We start from the raw sequence: 17,306 nt of genomic DNA on the forward strand, positions 1-17,306 counted from the left end.
CCGTCCGCTGGGCACGGCACCGCTCACTGCAGACTGAGGAAATCGGGGCCTGTTCCCACGCGCTGCGGTCGATCCCGATCCCTGCCGCTGCCAAGAATATCTTCGGCTCCTGACCACGGTGCCGACCGTTGGACACGTGGAGCCTGGCAACGCCCGCTGTCCTCTCGCACAGGTTCACGGAGGCCGCATCCCGCCCCGTGCCGTACCTGCTTGCGCCTCGGGAACGGTGACCGTGAGCGCATCGTCGGCCGGAGCCGTACCGGCGTCCTCGCTCTTCACCGCCGAGGGGAGCGTGGCCTGGTACCCGCATCGGCCGGAGCGGCGTGTGCCGCGCCCGTGGCGCGCCGAAGAACGGGTGCGTGCGGCCGAAGAAGGCGTCCGGCTCCACCGGGCCACCGGTCCGGCGCCGCGCGGGAAGCGTCATCGCACTCACCTCCGTGGACAGCGACACGTCCGACCCGACTTCCATACTGAAACAGCCTGACGTCACCTGCATGCCGGCCCACGGCTGGGGCCGTTCCTCGGCATCTGGATCTACAGGAGCATCGGGTAGGCGGTGACAACTGCGCCACCTGGGGCAAGAACGTGCGGCCTCGGCCATCTCGTCGTCCAGCTCGGACGGGAACAGCGTTGCATCGGCTTTCTTGGAACGCTTTTGCACTGGGGAACGAACGGTCGAGGCTGTAAGCAGGCCGACGCCCGTTGCGGAGGAACGCGGGCTCCGCACTTTGCGGACAAATCGAGCACCGAGCCGGTCGCTGACTGCCGCAGAGGTACGTCCATGCCTTCAGAGGTCGAGCGGAACGTCACGTGTCGTGGGGTCAGATGGGTGTACGGGCGGAGGGGAGGAGCGTGATTCTCCCGGCTCGCCTCTGGGCGAGGAACTACTGTCGCGATAAGCCATCGGTGGTCAGGCGTGCTCGTCCGATGGCTGTTGGTCAGGCTGGGCCGACCAGCTTGCCGGCTCGTCGTCGCCTGAGTCCTCGTCGCGCTCCGCGTCGGCGGCTGTCGCGTGGATCTTGCCCGACGCGTGGTGGACCGGTGCGTATACGGCGTAGAGCTGCAGGGGCTCGTCACCGATGTTGGTGACATTGTGCCAAGTGCCGGCGGGTACGAAGATTGCCCAACCATCCTCGACCTCCTGGTCGAAGTCGAGTCGATCCTTCGCGCGGCCCATCTGGACGCGGCCCCGGCCTGCGTCGAGTCGTAGGAATTGGTCGGTCTCCGGGTGTGCTTCCAAGCCGATGTCCTCACCCACCGGGATCGACATGAGGGTCAACTGAAGATACTTCCCGGACCAGGCGACGGCGCGATAGTCCGTGTTTTCAAGCGTCGCCTTCTCAAGGTCGAAGCTTTGAGGTTCCGGCCCGATGTCCTTGATGGTCATCTTCTCTCCCGGTCGACGAAGGCGGTACGCGGTCGCGGTCTTGACCAGCGCACGTCGACATTCTCAGAGCCCTGGGCGTTTCTGGCCACAGTGCGCGAGCTGCTACCGCACGAGCAACCGGTTGTGACCAGTTGCCGCATTCCGCCGTGCGCGCAGTCGATGACGGTCTTGCCGGCCATGCGCCGACGCGGCACCTCCATGATCGAGTGCTTGTCCGCGCACTCCGGCACAATCCGCGACTCCTGAATCAGAGCCTGCGTCGTTGCGCGACAACGCACCCCCCGGCACAGCCTGCTGGGCATCGATTATCGGCTCCTGGCGCTACTGCGGAACAGGACTCCTACCCGCCAGGATGACACTTTGCGTGATGTTTCGCGCCATGGGTGTCACCTGGCATGGTGGGCGACTGACACCGGGACGCGGGTGGCCGGGTCGGCGTGCGGGCCATGCGCGCACCACCCACGATGGGCGACGCACCCATCCACTACCGCCCGTCAGGAGCACCCATGCTGGAGCGCACGCTGCGCAAGGACCGCACCGAGGTCACCTTCATCCTTCCCGCCGACAACCCGTCGGGGCCGGTCAGACGTGGCGGTCGCATTCACTTCCTGACGTCACGTCGTTGAGCAGCCGGAATTCGTGGTCCATGGCCGCCCGGCACCGCACCTGATTGCCTTGTCGGAGGTTCTCGAGTCCGTACGGTGCGCAGGAGCACCTCCGCCTTGCGATGTCGGGGACCGGACCCGCCCTGTACGCGAGGTGAGGCTCGATTCCGGCCGATTGACGGATGTTGTCGGACCGTGAGCCGCATGCATGGCTAGGGTGAATTTCCCTCAACTAGCTTCTTGGAGACGGAACATGCGCATATCAGCCCTGTCTGTCACCGCTGCGGCAATGGCCGCGACGATAGCGGGAGGAGCAGTCCCGGCCGCTGCTGACACGTTGGTCAGTACGGTCAACCTGGAGGCCGGCGCCGGCCTCCACCGCAATTCCGCGACTGTGACCTATGAGCGCGTCGACGGCGCGGTGAACTCGGTCAAGATCATCTCGCTGCAGGCCTTCTCCGGCGAGCCCGACTGCGTCTGGGTGGAGTGGAACGATCCGAAGGACGTGGGGGACGGCTGGACCGCCCTCAATTCAGAGCCTCCATGTCACGGCGGCAGCCTCGGGGAGACGATCAACCAGATCATCAAGGCGCCCAAGGGATATCAGCTCAAGATCCGCCTGGTTGCCTACCACGACGGAGGGATCGAAGTGATCCACAAGGACATCGCAAAGCTCTAACCGGACCGTGCGGAGACACCGGACGCCGAAGGCGGTCCGGTGTCTCCGCACCACCAGAAGACACGGGGGACCTTCGGGCCCGTGCCCGGGTCACTCACACGCCGTGCGTATTGCCCGTGACGGCGTCGGTCGGCAAGGCGCACTCAGGCCATCCACACCGCATGGTCAGCCGTTCTTGAGCATCTCGCGCATCTGGGTGATCTCGGCGGTCTGGGAGGTGATGATGTCGTCGGCAAGGGTCTTGGCGGGGCCGTAGAGACCTTGCCGCTGCTCTGTTTCCGCCATGTCGATCGCGCCTTCGTGGTGCTCGATCATATGGATCAGGAACATGGTGTCGAAGGCATTGCCCCGCGCGCTCCCGATGCGGTTGAGGTCCTCGTCGTCCATCATGCCGGGCAGGGCGGAGTCGTCATCGCCGTGTCCCATCCCGTCCATGCCTCCCATGCCGGCGGGCACTTTCTCGCCCCATGCCCTCAGCCAGCCGGCCATGGCGTCGATTTCCGGCTGCTGCGCCTTCTTGATCCTCTCGGCGAGGGCCTTGACCGCGTCGGAGGCGCCGTGGGACTGGGCCATGTCGGACATGACGATGGCCTGGCGGTGGTGGGGGATCATCCCTTGTGCGAAGGCGACGTCCGCCTTGTTGTGCTGTTCGGCCTCGGACGGAGCCGGGGTGGTCGTGGAAGTACCGGCAGCGGTGCCGGCAGTGTTCGTACTGTCGTCGGTGCCGCAGGCCCCGAGGATCAGGCCGAGGGCGGCCGCGGTGGCGGCCAGGGCCGCACGACGCGGTACGGATCGGTTCGTGTTCATTTCGCTGACTCCAGTGATCGAGTGCGGAGGGAACGGGCACTGCGGGGAAGGCGCGTCGCAGGAGGAGTCCCTATATCCGCAGGAGCTGGAGTTCGGCGAGCGAGGGTGGCGCCCGTCTTCCGGCGGCTTCGTAGGCCGCTGAGAGCAGGTTCGGCACGGGGGCAACGGCATCGGCGTCGTCGTGCTCTGTGCCGGTGATGGGTACGTTGTCCGGTGCGGTGATGTCGGGGGCACTGGGCAGGGACCCGGAGGCGCACATCGTGTCCGCGTGGCTGATGTGGCGGCCCGTGTCGTGGTCGTCGTGGGGGCATAGGTAGTGCGGACCGGCATCTGTCGTCGCCACGTGGTGGGACGTGTGCTGCTCGACGGTGACCGGCGACGGCAGAGCGGCCGTAGGGCTCAGGGCGTGCATACCGAGCAGCCCGACGGTGAGGGCCAGGACGAGCATCATGGTGAGCCGCATCAGCACCCGTGGTGCAGTGCGGGGCTCGCGGCCGGTCATATCTCCCAGCGTAGGGCGCGCCCGCGAAGGGCGCCCCGGGACAGCTCTCAGCCCCGCCCGCCGCCTCCGCCCACCGGATCCGTTCGCTGAGGGCGGGGCAGGTGGAGGCGCTTGAGCGCGAGGGCGTTGACGGCGACGATGATGCTGGACCCGGACATGGACAGGGCGGCGATCTCGGGGCGGAGGATCAGGCCCGTAGCGGGTTCGAAGACTCCGGCGGCGATGGGCAGGGCGATGGCGTTGTAGCCGATGGCCCAGCCGAGGTTCTGGCGCATCTTGCGCGAGGTGCCCCGGCCGATACGCAGGGCGGTGGGGACGTCCAGGGGGTCGGAGCGCATCAGAACGAGGTCGGCGGTCTCGATGGCGACGTCGGTGCCGGCTCCGATCGCGATGCCCAGGTCGGCCTGGGCGAGGGCGGGCGCGTCGTTGACACCGTCACCGACCATGGCGACCGTGCGGCCGCCCTGTTGTAGTTCGCCGATCTTGGCGGCCTTGTCGCCGGGGAGGACGTCGGCGATGACGGTGTTGATCCCCAGGCGCTGCGCGATCCGTTCGGCGGTCGCCCGGTTGTCGCCCGTGAGCATGACGACCTCGACGCCGAGGCTGTGGAGGTCGGCCACCGCTGCCGGGGAAGTCTCCCGCAGGGCGTCGGCGATCCCGATGAGGGCCGCCGCCCGGCCGTCGACAGCGGCGATGACGACGGTGCGGCCGGTGGCGACAAGTTCCTTGCGCCGGCCGCTCAGGGGCCCGAGGTCGACGCCTTCACGTTCGATCAGGCGGCGGTTTCCGACCGCGACCCGGTGGCCGTCGACCACGGCCGTCGCGCCGTGGCCCGGTACGTTCTCGAACCGGTGGGCCCTCGCGGCGGCGACGCCGCGCGTGGCGGCGTACCGTACGACCGCAGCGGCCAGCGGATGCTCCGATTCCTGCTCGACGGCCGCGACCAGCCGCAGCACCTCGTCCTCGTCGCCGCCGCGGACGCTGATCACGTCGGTGACTTCGGGTTCGCCTTTGGTGAGGGTGCCGGTCTTGTCCATGACCACGGTGCGGATGCCTGCAGATGCCTCCAGGGCCATGGCGTTCTTGAACAGCACGCCCCGCTGGGCGCCCAGCCCGGTCCCGACCATGATCGCGGTGGGGGTGGCCAGGCCCAGTGCGTCCGGGCAGGTGATGACGACCACGGTGATGGCGAAGAGCATGGCCTCGCCGAAGGGCCGGTCGGTGGCGAGCAGCCATACGGCCAGGGTGAGCGCGCCGCCGACAAGGGCGACGAGCACGAGCCAGAAGGCGGCCCGGTCGGCGAGCCGCTGACCGGGAGCCTTGGAGTTCTGGGCCTCCTGGACGAGCTTGACGATCTGGGCCAGCGCCGTGTCCGCACCGACCTTGGTCGCCCGCACCCGCAGTGTGCCGTTGGCGTTGAGGGTGGCGCCGACAACCGGGGAGCCGGGGCCCTTGTGTACGGGCATGCTCTCCCCGGTCACGGTCGACTCGTCGACCTCGCTCTCACCCTCCTCCACGATCCCGTCCGCGGCGACTTTCGTCCCGGGGCGTACGAGCAGCAGATCCCCGACGACCACCTCGGCGGTGGCGACCTCCACGGGCCCGCCGTCCCGCAGAACCACGGCCTTCGACGGGGCGAGGTCCAGGAGGGTGCGAATGGCATCGTTGGCACCGCCGCGGGCACGCATCTCGAACCAGTGGCCCAGCAGGACGAAGGAGGCCAGCACGGTGGCTGCCTCGTAGAAGACGTCCCCGCCCCCGGTGAGGGTGACGATCAGCGAGTACAGCCAGCCGGCACCGACGGCGACCGCCACGAGCACCATCATGTCCAATGTCCGGGCACGCAGGGCCCGTACTGCGCCGACGAAGAAGATCGAGCAGGAGTAGAAGATCACCGGCAGGCTCAGCAACAGTGCCCACACGTCCTGGCGCAGGCCGAACGGAACGGGTGCGTGCCAGCCGAAGACCTCCTCGCCGATCGGCGACCAGACAACGATCGGGACGGAGAACGCCACCGCGACCAGGAAGCGGTGGCGCATGTCGGCGACCATCGCCGCCATAGACATCTCGCCGTGGCCGTCGTGCTCCTTCGCCTCGTCGTGCGAGCGCGCGCCTGCTGTGGTCACGGGCGTCGTCTGCGGGCGCTGCGGCGCAGCCGTGAAGCCGGGCGGGTCCGGTTCCTGCATCGGATCGCAGATGTGGGAGGGCACCGACTGGCCTGCGCAGTGGTAGCCGCATTCGGTCACCCATGCGCGCAGCTCGGCGAGCGAGGTCCGCCGAGGGTCGAACACGACCGTGGCCGACTGCGCCACCGGGTTGACCTCGACGTCGAGCACGCCTGGCCGACGGCCCAGTACGGCCGCGACGGTGCTCTGCTGGCTCGCGCGCACCATGCCCCGCACATCCAGCACCGCCGTGCTGCGCTCCTTGCCCGTAGTGCGGTGGTCTGCGGGGTGCGCCATGCTCCCGTTCGCCTCCCGGATGGGGTCTGCTCCGCCTGTACAGAAGCCTGCGCTCCTGGTGAGGGCGCCGCAACGGCTGCTGCCGCGCGAGGAGCCGGTGGCGCTGCCGTGACCTGCTCTGCACCAGCAGCGGGGAGACGCTGGTCCTGCTCCTGACCGGCGGCGTGTTGTCATTCGGGCGGGCGGGGTCCTGGGCGCACACTTCTCGCATGCCCCAGGACGAGGCGCTGACCATCCCTCCCGAACCGCTGTTGCAAGTGATCGCCAACCTCGCGCGGTTCCATCGAGAACACGAGCAGTTCTACTCGCAGGCTCCGTTGCGGCAGGCGGACGAGCTTCAGTCGAGGTCCCGGGCACTGAAGTCGCTGGCAGGCCGGTGGAGCGTGACCGACGTCGGTGAGTCGGCAGGGAATCCTTTCGCCGGTGCGGAGGATCTGAACGCCCCCGGGCTCGTCGCGGAGTCGGGGATCCTCTTCATGGAAGGGGAGGACGAGCCCGTCGAGCTCCAGCGGCTGAAGCGGGATGTCAGGGAGCTTGCGGAGGACAGCGACCGGACCGGAATCTGGCTCGCACACGCCATGGAGCAGTCGTGGGAGGCCGTCGGCCTGCTGGCAGCCTATCCGGCGCTTGCCGATCTGCTCGGGGAGCGCCATCGCATCATCGCCAACGACTGGCAGTCGGCGGGGCTGCTGGCGCTGGTGGCCAGGCTGCTGCGCCGCTCCCTTGACCTGTTGGACCGGGTCACGTTCTCTCCTGCGGCGCTGCGGTCCGACCTCCGGTCCGAGCGGAACGCCCCCGCCTACCTCTACTCGGCGTCCGAGCTGCTCGACCGAGCGGCGGACCTCCTCGCGGAATCGGCAACACTCGTGCGCGACAACGAGCGGCGCTGGCGCGTGTTCGGCACCCGGATTCACCGGCTGCGGTCCGGGTGAGGCGGGTTCCTCATGGGGATGCCGCCGAGAGGGAAGCCAGGGACGATCGCGGTGTGCTTGCGTACCTGCCGCGTCGGATCGGTTGTAGATCCGTTCACCGCGCTGCCGCGGATGGCCGGATGATGTGCCCGCTGGTACGCGACCAACCATCCGGTTGGCGACCATCGGAGGGAGGCGCGTGGCCGACCCGTTGCGTGGGCTCGCGGAGTACGACCCAGCGCGACCTCCGCTTCCGTGTCCATGGGGCGGGCACGGATGTCACCTCCGGTGCGCCGACCACGGACCGCGCGAGGCCGGGGGTCATGGCGAAATATCGGCCTCGCGCGGCTTCCGGATGGTTGTCAGGCCAGGGTGAGGAAGAGCTTTTCGAGTTCTTCCTCGGTCATGGGCGCCTGGCTCTCATCGGCGTTGTTCATGCACTGGCGCATGCCGCTGGCGACGATTTTGAATCCGGCGCGGTCGAGTGCCTTGGAGACGGCGGCGAGCTGGGTGACGACGTCCTTGCAGTCCCGCCCGGCTTCGATCATGGCGATGACACCGGCGAGCTGCCCCTGGGCGCGGCGCAGTCGGTTGAGGACTGAGCTGACCGCGTCGTCGTCGACCTTCACCGGGTACCTCCTGATGGGTGTGCTGTCCGTGTCCATGGTACCCCAGGGGGTATTTACCTCCGGGGTCGGTGATCGAGGAGGGCTGCCAGTGTGGCATCGATGTCGCCATGCCGCGGACGGTTGTGGGGGAGTTTGGCGAGGACGGCAGCCATGCCGCAGCTGTTGGTGAGGGCGGAGAAGGCCAGTCCGCCGGCGACGGCGGCGGAGATGAGCTGGAAGGCGGGGTGGAGCAGGCCGAGCCCGAGGCCCGCGAGGACGAGAGCGCCGGCGGTCAGGCGGACCTGGCGTTCCATGCCCCATGTGGTGCGCGAGCCTTGCTCGGGGCGGTGGAGGTCATGGCCCGCGGCGGCCCAGGCGCCGGTGCCCCCGGCGAGGGTGGCGGTGTCGATGCCGTGCTCGGCGAGCGTCTTGCATGCGCTGTCGGAGCGGGCTCCGGAGGCGCAGACCACCAGGATGTCGCCGCGGTCGGCGGCGTGGTGGATGGCGGGGAGGGCACGTGAGATCTGATCGAGGGGGATGTTCAGGGCACCGGGCAGGTGACCTGTGGCGTATTCGCCGGGCGTGCGGACGTCGAGGACGGTGAGCTCGTGCAGGCGGGTGAGGGCCTGGTCGGAGCTGAGGGCGTGGGGGGTGCTCATGGCGGACTGTCTCTCCTGCTGGATGTTGGCGGTGGTCCGGGTGCGGATACCGGGCGACTGTGGGGGTGGCCGTGTGGGCGGACCCGCTGTCAGCGGATCGCGTCGGTGAGCATGAAGGCCGCGACGGACAGCAGCACGACAGCGAAGATGCGTTGAAGGGCTGGGCCCTTGATCGCGGCGGACAGGCGCTTTCCGTCCCAGGCGGCGAGGATCGCCGCCCCGGTGAAGGGCGCGACGACTGCCCAGTCCAGAGGACCGGCCCCGCCGGTACGGACGGTGAGCGCGGCGAGCGAGTTGACGGTGATGACGAGCAGGCTGGTCCCGATGGCCGCCCGCATCCTCAGACCCAGCACTCCGACCAGGGCGGGGACGGCGAGGAATCCGCCGCCGACGCCCAGGAATCCGGTGACCGCCCCCAGGCTCGCGCCGGCTCCGGCGGCCCGGGCCGGGCGGACCGGGCGGACCTCGTTCTCGGGTGCGGGGGACTTGAGCATGCGCAGGGCCGCGAGACCCGCGACGGCTGCGAACGCGGCCGTGAGCAGCTGTCCGGGCAGTCGTGCGGCGAGGGCGGCTGCCGCCATGGCGGGAGGGATGCCGGCGGCCGCGAAGAGGGCGCCGGTTCTCCAGCGGACGTTGCCGGAGGTGGCGTGGGTGTAGAGGGCGGTGGCGGACGTGGCGGTGACGATGATCAGCGACGCGGTGGTGGCGGCTGCAGGGGTGAAGCCGAGCAGGTAGATCAGTGCGGGGACCGCGAGTACGCTGCCGCCGCCCCCCAGGGCACCTAGTGCCAGGCCGACGACGGCTCCTGCGACCAGGGCGAGGACGAGCGTGCTCACGCTATCGAGCCGCTGCTTCCGCGGCCGTCGACGACCGGGAGCCCCGCCGCGGCCCAGGCGTTCATGCCGCCCTTGACGTCGACGGCCTCGGCTCCGCGTTCGGTCAGGATTCTCGCGGCTCGCTGGGACCGGTGCCCGGAGCGGCAGATCACCACCAGCGGCCGTCCCCGGGCAGCCGGAGGCAGGCCGGCGCCGGCCTGCAGGGCGGAGAGCGGGGCGTGCACGGCGCCGGGTGCGTGCCCGGCCGTCCATTCCGCCCGCTCGCGCACGTCGAGCAGGACGGCACCCTCGTCTCGGGCGCGCTGATGGGCATCGGCTGGAGTCACGCGGGCGGGGCCGCGGCGGAGGGAGAACATCATCGGGTCCTTCTCTTGTGGGGAACGGGGAGGGCGAGCCGTCAACTGTCGGAACGAGGCCCGGTGACCATCGGTAGGCCCGCGCTTCGGGCGGCGTCGAAGGAATCGTCGACGGCCACGACGTCGCGTCCGGCGGCGTCGAGCAGGGAGGCGGCGATCCCCGCGCGCATTCCGCCCGCGCAGTGGACCCACACCACTCCGGCCGGCAACTCGTGCTGGCGTCGGTGGAGCTGGTGGATCGGGATGTGCACCGAGTCCTTGATCCAGCCGTCCGCGCGTTCGGAGTCCCGCCGCACGTCCAGCACGATCCGGTACTCGTAGGGGTCCAGGGCGGCGAGGTCGGCGAACGTGGCCCGCGGGAAGCTCCGCAGTTCTTCGTTCGCGGAGATCCACTCGGCAGGCTCTCCGGTGGCGGCTGCGGCCGGGCGGTCGATCCCGACCCGGGCCAGTTCCCGCTGAGCCTTCGCCAGCTGCTCGGGGGATTCCGCGAGGAGCGTGACGGGCTTGCCCCAGGGGATCAACCACGCGAGGTAGGTCGCGACCTTCCCGTCGGCCTCGAAGTTGAACGATCCGGCTACGTGTCCCCGGGCGAAGGCGATGCGGGTTCGCAGGTCGACCACCCACTCCCCGGCGGCCAGGCGGGCGGCGATGTCGGCGGCGTCCGCCACGGGAGGTGCGGTGAGGTCCACCGGAGCCGGACCTGCGGCGTTGGCCGGGCCCATGTGGGCGTAGTAGGCAGGCACGTCGTCGAGTCCTGCCAGCAGGGCGGAGACGAAGGAGTCGACGTCCTGGACCAGGGCGTCGTTGCCGGCCTTTTCCTTGCCGATGGTGGTGGCGTCCCCGTCGGCCTGGGCCGAGGAGCAGAAGCTTCCGAACCCGTGGGTGGGCAGCACCTGGGTTTCGTCAGGCAGTTCAGCGGCCAGTCGGCGTGCGGAGGCGTGCTGGGCGCGGGCGAGCTCCTCGGTCAGGCGCGGCTCGACCAGGTCGGGCCGTCCGACCGTCCCGATCAGCAGGGAGCCTCCGGTGAACGCGGCGACGGCCGAACCCCACTCCTCCAGAACGTAGGAGGTGTGGTGCGGGGTGTGGCCGGGGGTGGCCAGGGCCCGCAGCGTGAGCCCGTCGTCCACGGCGAAGGTGTCTCCGTCATGGACGGGGGTGCGGTCGAAGGACACCCGGGCCGCGGCGGGCACCAGGTAGGCCGCGCCGGTGAGGCGGGCCAGGTCCAGGCCGCCGGTGACGTAGTCGTTGTGGACGTGCGTCTCCACGACGTGGGAGATCCGCACCCCGCGCCGTGCCGCCGCGGCGAGCACCTGGTCGACGTCGCGCGGCGGATCCACCGCCACGGCCGTGTGGGCGCCACCCGCCAGGTAGCTGCGGTTGCCGAGCCCTTCCAGTTCAAGGGTGTCGATGAAGAACACGCTGTCGCTCCTTCTCGCGAGAATTACCCCCGGGGGTATATCTCGAGCGTAGCACTAGTACCCCCGGGGGTATTTTCTGTGGCGCTGCGGGACCCGTTCTCGGCTCACTGCGCGTCGGTCCGGGCCAGGGCACAGACTGATGGGGTGGGCGCCATGGACGCGATCGAGCTCAGAGGACTGACCAAGCGGTACGGGGCCGTGGTCGGGGTGGAGGAACTCACACTCGGCATCGGCCCGGGCGAGGTGTTCGGCTTCCTCGGGCCGAACGGGGCGGGCAAGACCACCACCCTCAGATGCCTCACCGGCTTGCTGCGCCCGACGGCCGGGCATGTGCGGGTGCTGGGGATGGACCCGCTCGCCGATCACCGCCGGGTGGCCCGGGAACTCGGCTATCTCCCCGGTGAGCTGCGGCTGTACCCGGAGCTCACCGGGGCGCAGACCCTCGACCTCCTGTGTTCCCTCCAGGGCCGGCCCTGCACACGGCGGGCCGAACTGTGCGAGCGGCTGGGACTGACGCCGGCGGTCCTGCGCCGCACGGTCGGCGGGTACTCGCGCGGTATGAAGCAGAAGCTGGGCCTCGTGCAGGCGCTGCAGCACGATCCCCGGCTGGTGGTACTGGACGAGCCGACCGAGGGGCTGGATCCCCTGGTGCAGGAGACGTTCTTCGAGCTGATGGAACAGGCAGCGGCTGACGGCCGCACCGTGCTGTTGTCCAGCCATGTCCTCCCGGAGGTGCAGCGGGCCTGCGGACGCGTGGCGATCATCCGGGACGGGCGCCTGGTGACGGTGGAGAGCGTGGCCGCCCTGCGGGAGGCGCGTGCGCGAAGGATCCGCCTGACCTTCGGCGACGGGAAGGGGGCACGCCCTCTGGGGCGCGCGCAGCAGTGGGCGCCCCGCTGGGAAGGCGACCGGGTGGAGCTGCTCGTACCCCCGAGCGAGGTGGTGGGGGCACTGCGCGAGCTGCTGGCCCTGGGAGTGGCCGACGTCATCGTGGAGGAGGCGGGTCTGGACGAGGCGTTCCTGGACCTGTACCGCAACGGCAAGGCGGAGGGGGCGGCGCCGTGAAGACGCGGTGGCCCCTGCTGTGGCTGGCACTGCACCGGCGCCGGCGGATGCTGATGGCCCTGGTGGTGGGGATGGTCGTCTTCGAGGCGCTGATCGTGGTGGTGGCGAACACGATCGCGCCGGGGCAGCTGTTCTCGGCGGGCGGGAAGGGACCCCCGTCGGCTTACCGGGCGTTCAGCGGGTCGGGCGGGGACGTCTCGATCGCGAGCTATCCGGGGCTGCTCGGGGCCGGGCTCGTGCATCCGTTCTGGATCGCCATGCAGCTGACCGCGATCGGCGCCCTGGCCGCGGCGGCGGTGGCTGCCGACGTGGAATCCGGGACGATCGAGCTGATCATGGTGCGCCCCGTGAGCCGCAACCGGCTGCTCGCCGAGCGGACGGCTGCCGTGGTGATCGCCGCTCTCGCCCTCAACGCCGCGGCGACGCTCACGGTGGCGGCAGGCGTCTGGCTGTCGCCGGACATCCACCGGGACGTGCCGCTCAGCGGTGTCTTCGCCGCCGGGTTGATGGGGTGCGGCTTCGCCCTGTGCCTGGCCGGACCGGCTCTGGCCGTGTCCGCATGGGGGAGCCGGCGCGCCCAGGTGATCGGTGCGACGATCGCGATCGGGGCGGTCGGTTTCGCGCTGAACTTCATCGCGCTGGCCTGGTCCAAGGCGGCGCCCCTGCGGTTCATCAGCCCCTTCCACTACTACACACCGGGTGACGCACTGGCGCAGGGCCACGTGCTGTGGCCGCAGTTGGGCATTCTGGTCGGGGTCGGAGTGGTGGGGCTCATCCTGGGCCACGCGTTGCTGATGAGGCGGGACCTGGCCCCGTAGGCCGGGACAGCGGTCAGGGGGATACGGGGCCTTCGAGTCGGGAGTGCACACCGACCACGCCTTCAACAGCCCGGGCGAGGCGCGTGGCCACGGGGATGAGGTGGGGGTCGCGGGTCCTTCCCCTCAGGGTGACGACGCCGTGCGTCACGTCGACCGTGATGTCACGGCGAGAGAGCGGGAAGAGGCGCTCGACGACCTCGCGGCGGACTTCGGCGGCCAGGTCGTCGTCGGAGCGGAGGAAGACCTTCAGGAGGTCGGCGCGGCTGACGACGCCGAGGAGAGTGCCGTCGGCATCCACGACCGGGAGACGCTTGATGCGGCGGTCGGTCATCAGCCGGGCGGCCTGGGGGAGCGTGGCGTCGGGGCGGATGGTGACGGCCGGGCTCGTCATCAGCTCCTCGGCGCGGACCGAGCCGGCCTTCGCGGTGTCGCCGAGGCGGCGCATCTGCTCGATGAGGCTCGGTCCGTGTTCGTGGAACTCCTCCTTGGTGAGGAGGTCGGCCTCGGAGACGACGCCGACGACATGGCCTTCGCCTTCGATGACCGGGACCGCGGTGACCTGCCAGCGCTCCATCGCGGTCGCGATCTCCTTGAATTCGGCGGCGGGCGTGACGGTGACGACGGTCTTCGTCATGACGTCGTTGACGGTGTACGGGGTGGAGGTCATGGCTGGTCCTCAGCGGGCGTAGGCGAGGGGCATGTCGCTGTGGTGGAGTGCGAACAGGTCGAGGATCCGGGTGCGGGCCGAGTCGAGCCGACGGGCGATGACTGCGGCAACAGTGGTGGATATGCAACGGCCCACGGGCGGGTTCTCTTCGCAGAGCTTCCGTACGGCCATCGTGTCGAATTCGAGTGCGCGGACAGGGTGGGTACGGCCCCCAGGTGCCAGGCGTAGGGCGGGACCATCCAGGACCAGCCGAGGAGCTCTCCCGAACCGAGGGTGTCGATGACGGCGGCCTTGTGCCCGGGGACGTGCAGGTCGAGGTCGACGGTGCCGTTCTCGATGATCCAGAAGCGGTCGGCCCGTTGTCGTTCCTTGAAGATGCGGGTTCCGGCGGGGATGTCCACGCGGTGGGCGTGGGCGAGCAGGGCCTCACGCGCTTCGGGTCCCATCTCGTCCAGGAGAGTGTTCATGCCGGCCATGGTGTGCCTCCAGCCCTTCCCCTTCAGGCTCGCGCCGGTCCTCGGGGTTGCGGGAGGACCTCGTGGTGCATACCGCAGGGCCCATACGGCCCGGGTCAGCGGACCAGGACGGCCTCCCCGGGCTTGGGTACGACGGCCGTCCAACCCAGCTCGCGGTCGATGCGGTCCCGGAGAGTCTCGGCCGCGATCTCCTCGCCGTGGACGAGATAGGTGGTGTGCGGGGCGGGGGCGGCGCGCAGCCAGTCGATGATCTGGTCGGCGTCGGCGTGGGCGGAGAAGTGGGGTACGTCGGCCACCTCGGCACGTACGGGGATGTACTCGCCGAACATCTTCAGGGTGCGGGCGCCGTCGACGAGGTCACGCGCCCGCGTTCCGGCGGCGGCGAAGCCGACGATGACGACGGCGTTGCGGGGGTCGGGCAGGAGTCGGTGGAGGTGGTGCAGGACCCGACCACCGGTGGCCATGCCGGCGGAGGAGACGATGACTGCCGGCCCGGTGGTGCTGTTGATGTCGATCGACTCCTGGACGGTACGGGCGGCCAGGAACGGCTCCGGGCTGAACGCCGCCTCGCCCTGGGCCAGGATCTCGGGCCTCAGCTCGGGAGAGTGGGAGCGCAAGGCGTCCCGGTAGACGTCCAGGGCGGCCAGGGCCATGGGACTGTCGACATACACGGGTACGCGCCGGGGCAAGGTGCCGTCGCGGCGCAGCCCGGCCAGCTCGTGCAGGACCACCTCGGTCCGGTCGATCGCGAACGACGGGATGACCACGGTTCCGCCGCGCGACAGCGTTCTGGTGACCACGGCAGCGAACTCGCGCCGCGCCGTCTCGTGGTCGTGTCGGCGGTCGCCGTAGGTGGACTCCATCAGTAGCACGTCGGCGCCGGAGAACGGCTCCGGGGGCAGCAGCAGGGGGTGCCCGGGGCGGCCCAGGTCGCCGCTGACGGCCAGGGTGTGGCCGTCCTCCAGCGTGAGGTGGGCCCAGGCGGAGCCGAGGATGTGCCCACCGTGGTGCAGCCTCAGCTTCGTTCCCGCCATGATCTCGATCTCGCTGCCGATCTCGACCGGGTCGAAGAACTTCAGCGTGTTCTCGACGTCCGTGTCGTCGTAGAGCGGCTTGGCGGGGCGGTGCTTGGACCAGCCGTGGCTGTTGGCGTGCTCGGATGCCTCCATCTGGAGGCGGGCGCTGTCACGGAGCACGATCTCGGCGAGCCGTGCGGTCGGGGCGGTGCTCAGGATCGGACCACGGAAGCCGTGCCGGACCAGGCGCGGCAGATAGCCGCAGTGGTCCAGGTGAGCATGGGTGACGACCACGGCGTGGAGGTCGGAGGCATCGAAGCCGGGCTTCTCCCAGTTGCGACGGCGCAGGTCCGCGAAACCCTGGAAGAGCCCGCAGTCGACCAGGATGCGGGCGTGGTCGCTCTCGACGAGGAACTTGCTGCCGGTGACCGTGCGTACTGCACCGAGCAACCGCAGGAGTGCGGGTCTGGGCGAGGTGGTGGTGGGGCGCTGGGCTGTCTCGGACACGACCGGCCCTCCCTTCGGTAAGGGGATCCGGTTCTCACCATCGCACCGGGTGCGGGGGCCGGCAGGGGGCCGACAGGCCCCGGCAGGGGACCGATCGGCCCATGCGCGGCCGGTCGAGTCCGGTCCAGCCTGGCGGTGACACCTCAAGCGGTGGGAAATGGAAGAAAGGGACGTCATGGAGGCACTGGTCTTCCAGGGTTCCGGACAGACCGCAGTGCAGGACCTACCGGACCCGGGCATCAAGGACGCCGTCGACGCGATCGTTCGTGTCGCCGCCGGCACCATCTGCGATACCGACCTGTACATCGTCAAGGGGACGTGCCCGAGGGGACCCCGGGCAGGATCCTCGGCCATGAGGCGGTCGGCACCGCCGTCGAGACCGGCGGCGACGTCCCTACGGTGCGGCCCGGGGACCGGGTGCTCGTCTCCTGCATCTCGGCCTGCGGCCGCTGCCGTTTCTGCCGCGAGTGCCACTACGGCCAGTGCTGCGGGAGCAGCGGGCGGGTGCCGGGCCACACGATCGCCGGCACAGCCCGTGCGGGCGACACCGGCGCCCCCAAGGTCGCGCTCGGTGGGCCCGGCACGACGCCGTCACCGTACCGGCCACCCGGCCGTGACACCGAGAGGACGTGAAGACGATGAGCAGAACCCAGCACAGGCCGGGCACCGCGGAGGCGCCGACCGGACGCACGGACCTCGGACGGCGGATCGCCATGCGCCGTGAGGAACTCGGCCTCACCCGGGACCAACTGGGTGAGCGCTGCGGGGCTGACGGCGCGTACATCACCTACCTGGAGGAACACGCGGCAGCGCCGGCGACCGGCTCCCTCCTGCGTCTCGCCGACGCGCTGGGGACGACCACGGCGGAACTCTCCGGCGCGACGACGGAATACCCACCCGGCAGAGGAACCGCCGTCCGGGACGCCGAGCTGGTCGAGTTGTCCGACGGCGAGTGCCGGCGGCTGCTTTCCACGCACGGCGTCGGCAGGATCGCCGTTTTCACCCCGGACGGTCCGGCGATCTTCCCGGTCAATTACGTGGTGGCGGGCCGCGACATCGCCTTCAGGACCTCGGGTGACGCGGTGCTCGCGCGGGCCGCCGGGACGGAAGCGGCCTTCGAGGTCGACCGCATCGACGACGTCACGCGCCTGGGCTGGAGCGTCATGGCCGTGGGCGAGGCAGAAGGCGTCACCGATGCGGAGGAACTCGGCCGACTCGATGCCGTCGCGTACTCCCTGCCCTGGGCCGGTGGTCCGCGGACCCACTGGATGAAGCTCACTGCGATCCGGATCACCGGGCGCCGGGTGATCCGGCAGTGAGCCCGCTGCGCGCCGTCGTCCTGGACACCGACGGGGTCCTTCTCGACTCCGCCGTGCCGCACGCCGCAGCGTGGAAGTCGGCTTTCGACGGCTGCCTCGACGCCTGGGCGGCCGTCCCTGGCCACGCAGCTCAGCCGCCCTTCGACGCCGAGCGGGAGTACCGGGAACTGGTGGACGGGAAACCCCGTCTCGACGGCGCTCTCGCCTT

17 protein-coding genes and 1 pseudogene are annotated in these 17,306 nt (G+C 70.1%); 6 read left to right on the forward strand and 12 right to left on the reverse strand.

Features of this window, described 5'->3' with window-relative positions; translation table 11 throughout:
• Nucleotides 1-910: 910 nt before the first annotated feature.
• Complete coding sequence (locus OG624_RS34945; protein WP_033223128.1) at nt 911-1,387, reverse strand: cupin domain-containing protein; 477 nt, start codon at nt 1,385-1,387, stop codon at nt 911-913.
• An 858-nt stretch (nt 1,388-2,245) separates the two neighbouring features.
• On the opposite strand from OG624_RS34945, the gene OG624_RS34950 reads away from it, so the two are divergent.
• Nucleotides 2,246-2,671 carry a hypothetical protein gene (locus OG624_RS34950; protein ID WP_158711884.1) on the forward strand — a complete coding sequence of 142 codons (426 nt, stop codon included), beginning with the start codon at nt 2,246-2,248 and terminating at the stop codon, nt 2,669-2,671.
• A gap of 165 nt (nt 2,672-2,836) precedes the next feature.
• Here the strand turns inward: OG624_RS34950 and OG624_RS34955 are convergent, their stop codons facing one another.
• The 3 genes from OG624_RS34955 to OG624_RS34965 form a co-directional block, all read right to left on the reverse strand.
• On the reverse strand, nt 2,837-3,478 hold the full coding sequence (locus tag OG624_RS34955; protein ID WP_266354543.1) for a DUF305 domain-containing protein: 642 nt from the start codon (nt 3,476-3,478) through the stop codon (nt 2,837-2,839).
• Nucleotides 3,479-3,548: 70 nt separating this feature from the next.
• Nucleotides 3,549-3,980: a DUF6153 family protein gene (locus OG624_RS34960; RefSeq protein WP_266354542.1), complete on the reverse strand. Its 432-nt coding sequence runs from the start codon at nt 3,978-3,980 to the stop codon at nt 3,549-3,551.
• A gap of 47 nt (nt 3,981-4,027) precedes the next feature.
• The gene (locus tag OG624_RS34965; protein ID WP_033223133.1) at nt 4,028-6,442 is read right to left on the reverse strand and encodes a heavy metal translocating P-type ATPase; all 2,415 of its coding nucleotides are present in this window, start codon (nt 6,440-6,442) and stop codon (nt 4,028-4,030) included.
• 209 nt (nt 6,443-6,651) lie between these two features.
• On the opposite strand from OG624_RS34965, the gene OG624_RS34970 reads away from it, so the two are divergent.
• Nucleotides 6,652-7,374, forward strand: a complete 723-nt coding sequence (locus OG624_RS34970) for a hypothetical protein (protein WP_033223279.1) — start codon at nt 6,652-6,654, stop codon at nt 7,372-7,374.
• Between the two features lie 341 nt (nt 7,375-7,715).
• On the opposite strand, the gene OG624_RS34975 is transcribed toward OG624_RS34970, so the two are convergent.
• The 5 genes from OG624_RS34975 to OG624_RS34995 all read right to left on the reverse strand — a co-directional run bounded on the left by OG624_RS34975 (nt 7,716) and on the right by OG624_RS34995 (nt 11,230).
• Nucleotides 7,716-7,982 (reverse strand): metal-sensitive transcriptional regulator, encoded by a 267-nt coding sequence (locus tag OG624_RS34975; RefSeq protein ID WP_033223135.1) that lies wholly within the window; start codon nt 7,980-7,982, stop codon nt 7,716-7,718.
• A 53-nt stretch (nt 7,983-8,035) separates the two neighbouring features.
• Entirely contained in the window at nt 8,036-8,620 is a 585-nt protein-coding gene (locus tag OG624_RS34980; RefSeq protein ID WP_371594020.1) for a rhodanese-like domain-containing protein, read from the reverse strand.
• An 89-nt stretch (nt 8,621-8,709) separates the two neighbouring features.
• Nucleotides 8,710-9,456 (reverse strand): sulfite exporter TauE/SafE family protein, encoded by a 747-nt coding sequence (locus tag OG624_RS34985; RefSeq protein ID WP_033223139.1) that lies wholly within the window; start codon nt 9,454-9,456, stop codon nt 8,710-8,712.
• Complete coding sequence (locus OG624_RS34990; RefSeq protein ID WP_371594673.1) at nt 9,453-9,812, reverse strand: rhodanese-like domain-containing protein; 360 nt, start codon at nt 9,810-9,812, stop codon at nt 9,453-9,455. The genes OG624_RS34985 and OG624_RS34990 overlap by 4 nt, the downstream gene beginning before the upstream one ends.
• A gap of 41 nt (nt 9,813-9,853) precedes the next feature.
• Entirely contained in the window at nt 9,854-11,230 is a 1,377-nt protein-coding gene (locus OG624_RS34995) for a rhodanese-like domain-containing protein (protein ID WP_371594021.1), read from the reverse strand.
• Nucleotides 11,231-11,383: 153 nt separating this feature from the next.
• Between OG624_RS34995 and OG624_RS35000 the strand changes: the two genes are divergently transcribed.
• Together OG624_RS35000 and OG624_RS35005 are read left to right on the forward strand one after the other, a co-directional pair.
• The gene (locus OG624_RS35000; RefSeq protein ID WP_033223144.1) at nt 11,384-12,295 is read left to right on the forward strand and encodes an ABC transporter ATP-binding protein; all 912 of its coding nucleotides are present in this window, start codon (nt 11,384-11,386) and stop codon (nt 12,293-12,295) included.
• Nucleotides 12,292-13,113 (forward strand): ABC transporter permease subunit, encoded by an 822-nt coding sequence (locus OG624_RS35005; protein WP_033223145.1) that lies wholly within the window; start codon nt 12,292-12,294, stop codon nt 13,111-13,113. Before OG624_RS35000 ends, OG624_RS35005 begins: the two co-directional genes overlap by 4 nt.
• Nucleotides 13,114-13,126: 13 nt before the next feature.
• On the opposite strand, the gene OG624_RS35010 is transcribed toward OG624_RS35005, so the two are convergent.
• The 3 genes from OG624_RS35010 to OG624_RS35020 all read right to left on the reverse strand — a co-directional run bounded on the left by OG624_RS35010 (nt 13,127) and on the right by OG624_RS35020 (nt 15,779).
• Nucleotides 13,127-13,780, reverse strand: coding sequence for a CBS domain-containing protein (locus tag OG624_RS35010; RefSeq protein WP_033223147.1), 654 nt, complete (start codon nt 13,778-13,780; stop codon nt 13,127-13,129).
• On the reverse strand, nt 13,777-14,247 hold the full coding sequence (locus OG624_RS35015) for a cyclic nucleotide-binding domain-containing protein (RefSeq protein ID WP_371640314.1): 471 nt from the start codon (nt 14,245-14,247) through the stop codon (nt 13,777-13,779). Before OG624_RS35015 ends, OG624_RS35010 begins: the two co-directional genes overlap by 4 nt.
• 104 nt (nt 14,248-14,351) lie before the next feature.
• Nucleotides 14,352-15,779, reverse strand: a complete 1,428-nt coding sequence (locus OG624_RS35020; RefSeq protein WP_244290858.1) for an MBL fold metallo-hydrolase RNA specificity domain-containing protein — start codon at nt 15,777-15,779, stop codon at nt 14,352-14,354.
• A gap of 175 nt (nt 15,780-15,954) precedes the next feature.
• Here OG624_RS35020 and OG624_RS35025 point away from each other — a divergent pair.
• Nucleotides 15,955-16,310 (forward strand): annotated as a pseudogene (locus OG624_RS35025) (alcohol dehydrogenase catalytic domain-containing protein); the annotation flags it as partial.
• 107 nt (nt 16,311-16,417) lie between these two features.
• Nucleotides 16,418-17,098, forward strand: coding sequence for a helix-turn-helix domain-containing protein (locus OG624_RS35030; RefSeq protein ID WP_371640315.1), 681 nt, complete (start codon nt 16,418-16,420; stop codon nt 17,096-17,098).
• The last annotated feature ends 208 nt before the right edge of the window (nt 17,099-17,306 follow it).

Origin of the sequence: Streptomyces virginiae, from assembly GCF_041432505.1 — a bacterium.
Lineage (GTDB): Bacteria > Actinomycetota > Actinomycetes > Streptomycetales > Streptomycetaceae > Streptomyces > Streptomyces virginiae_A.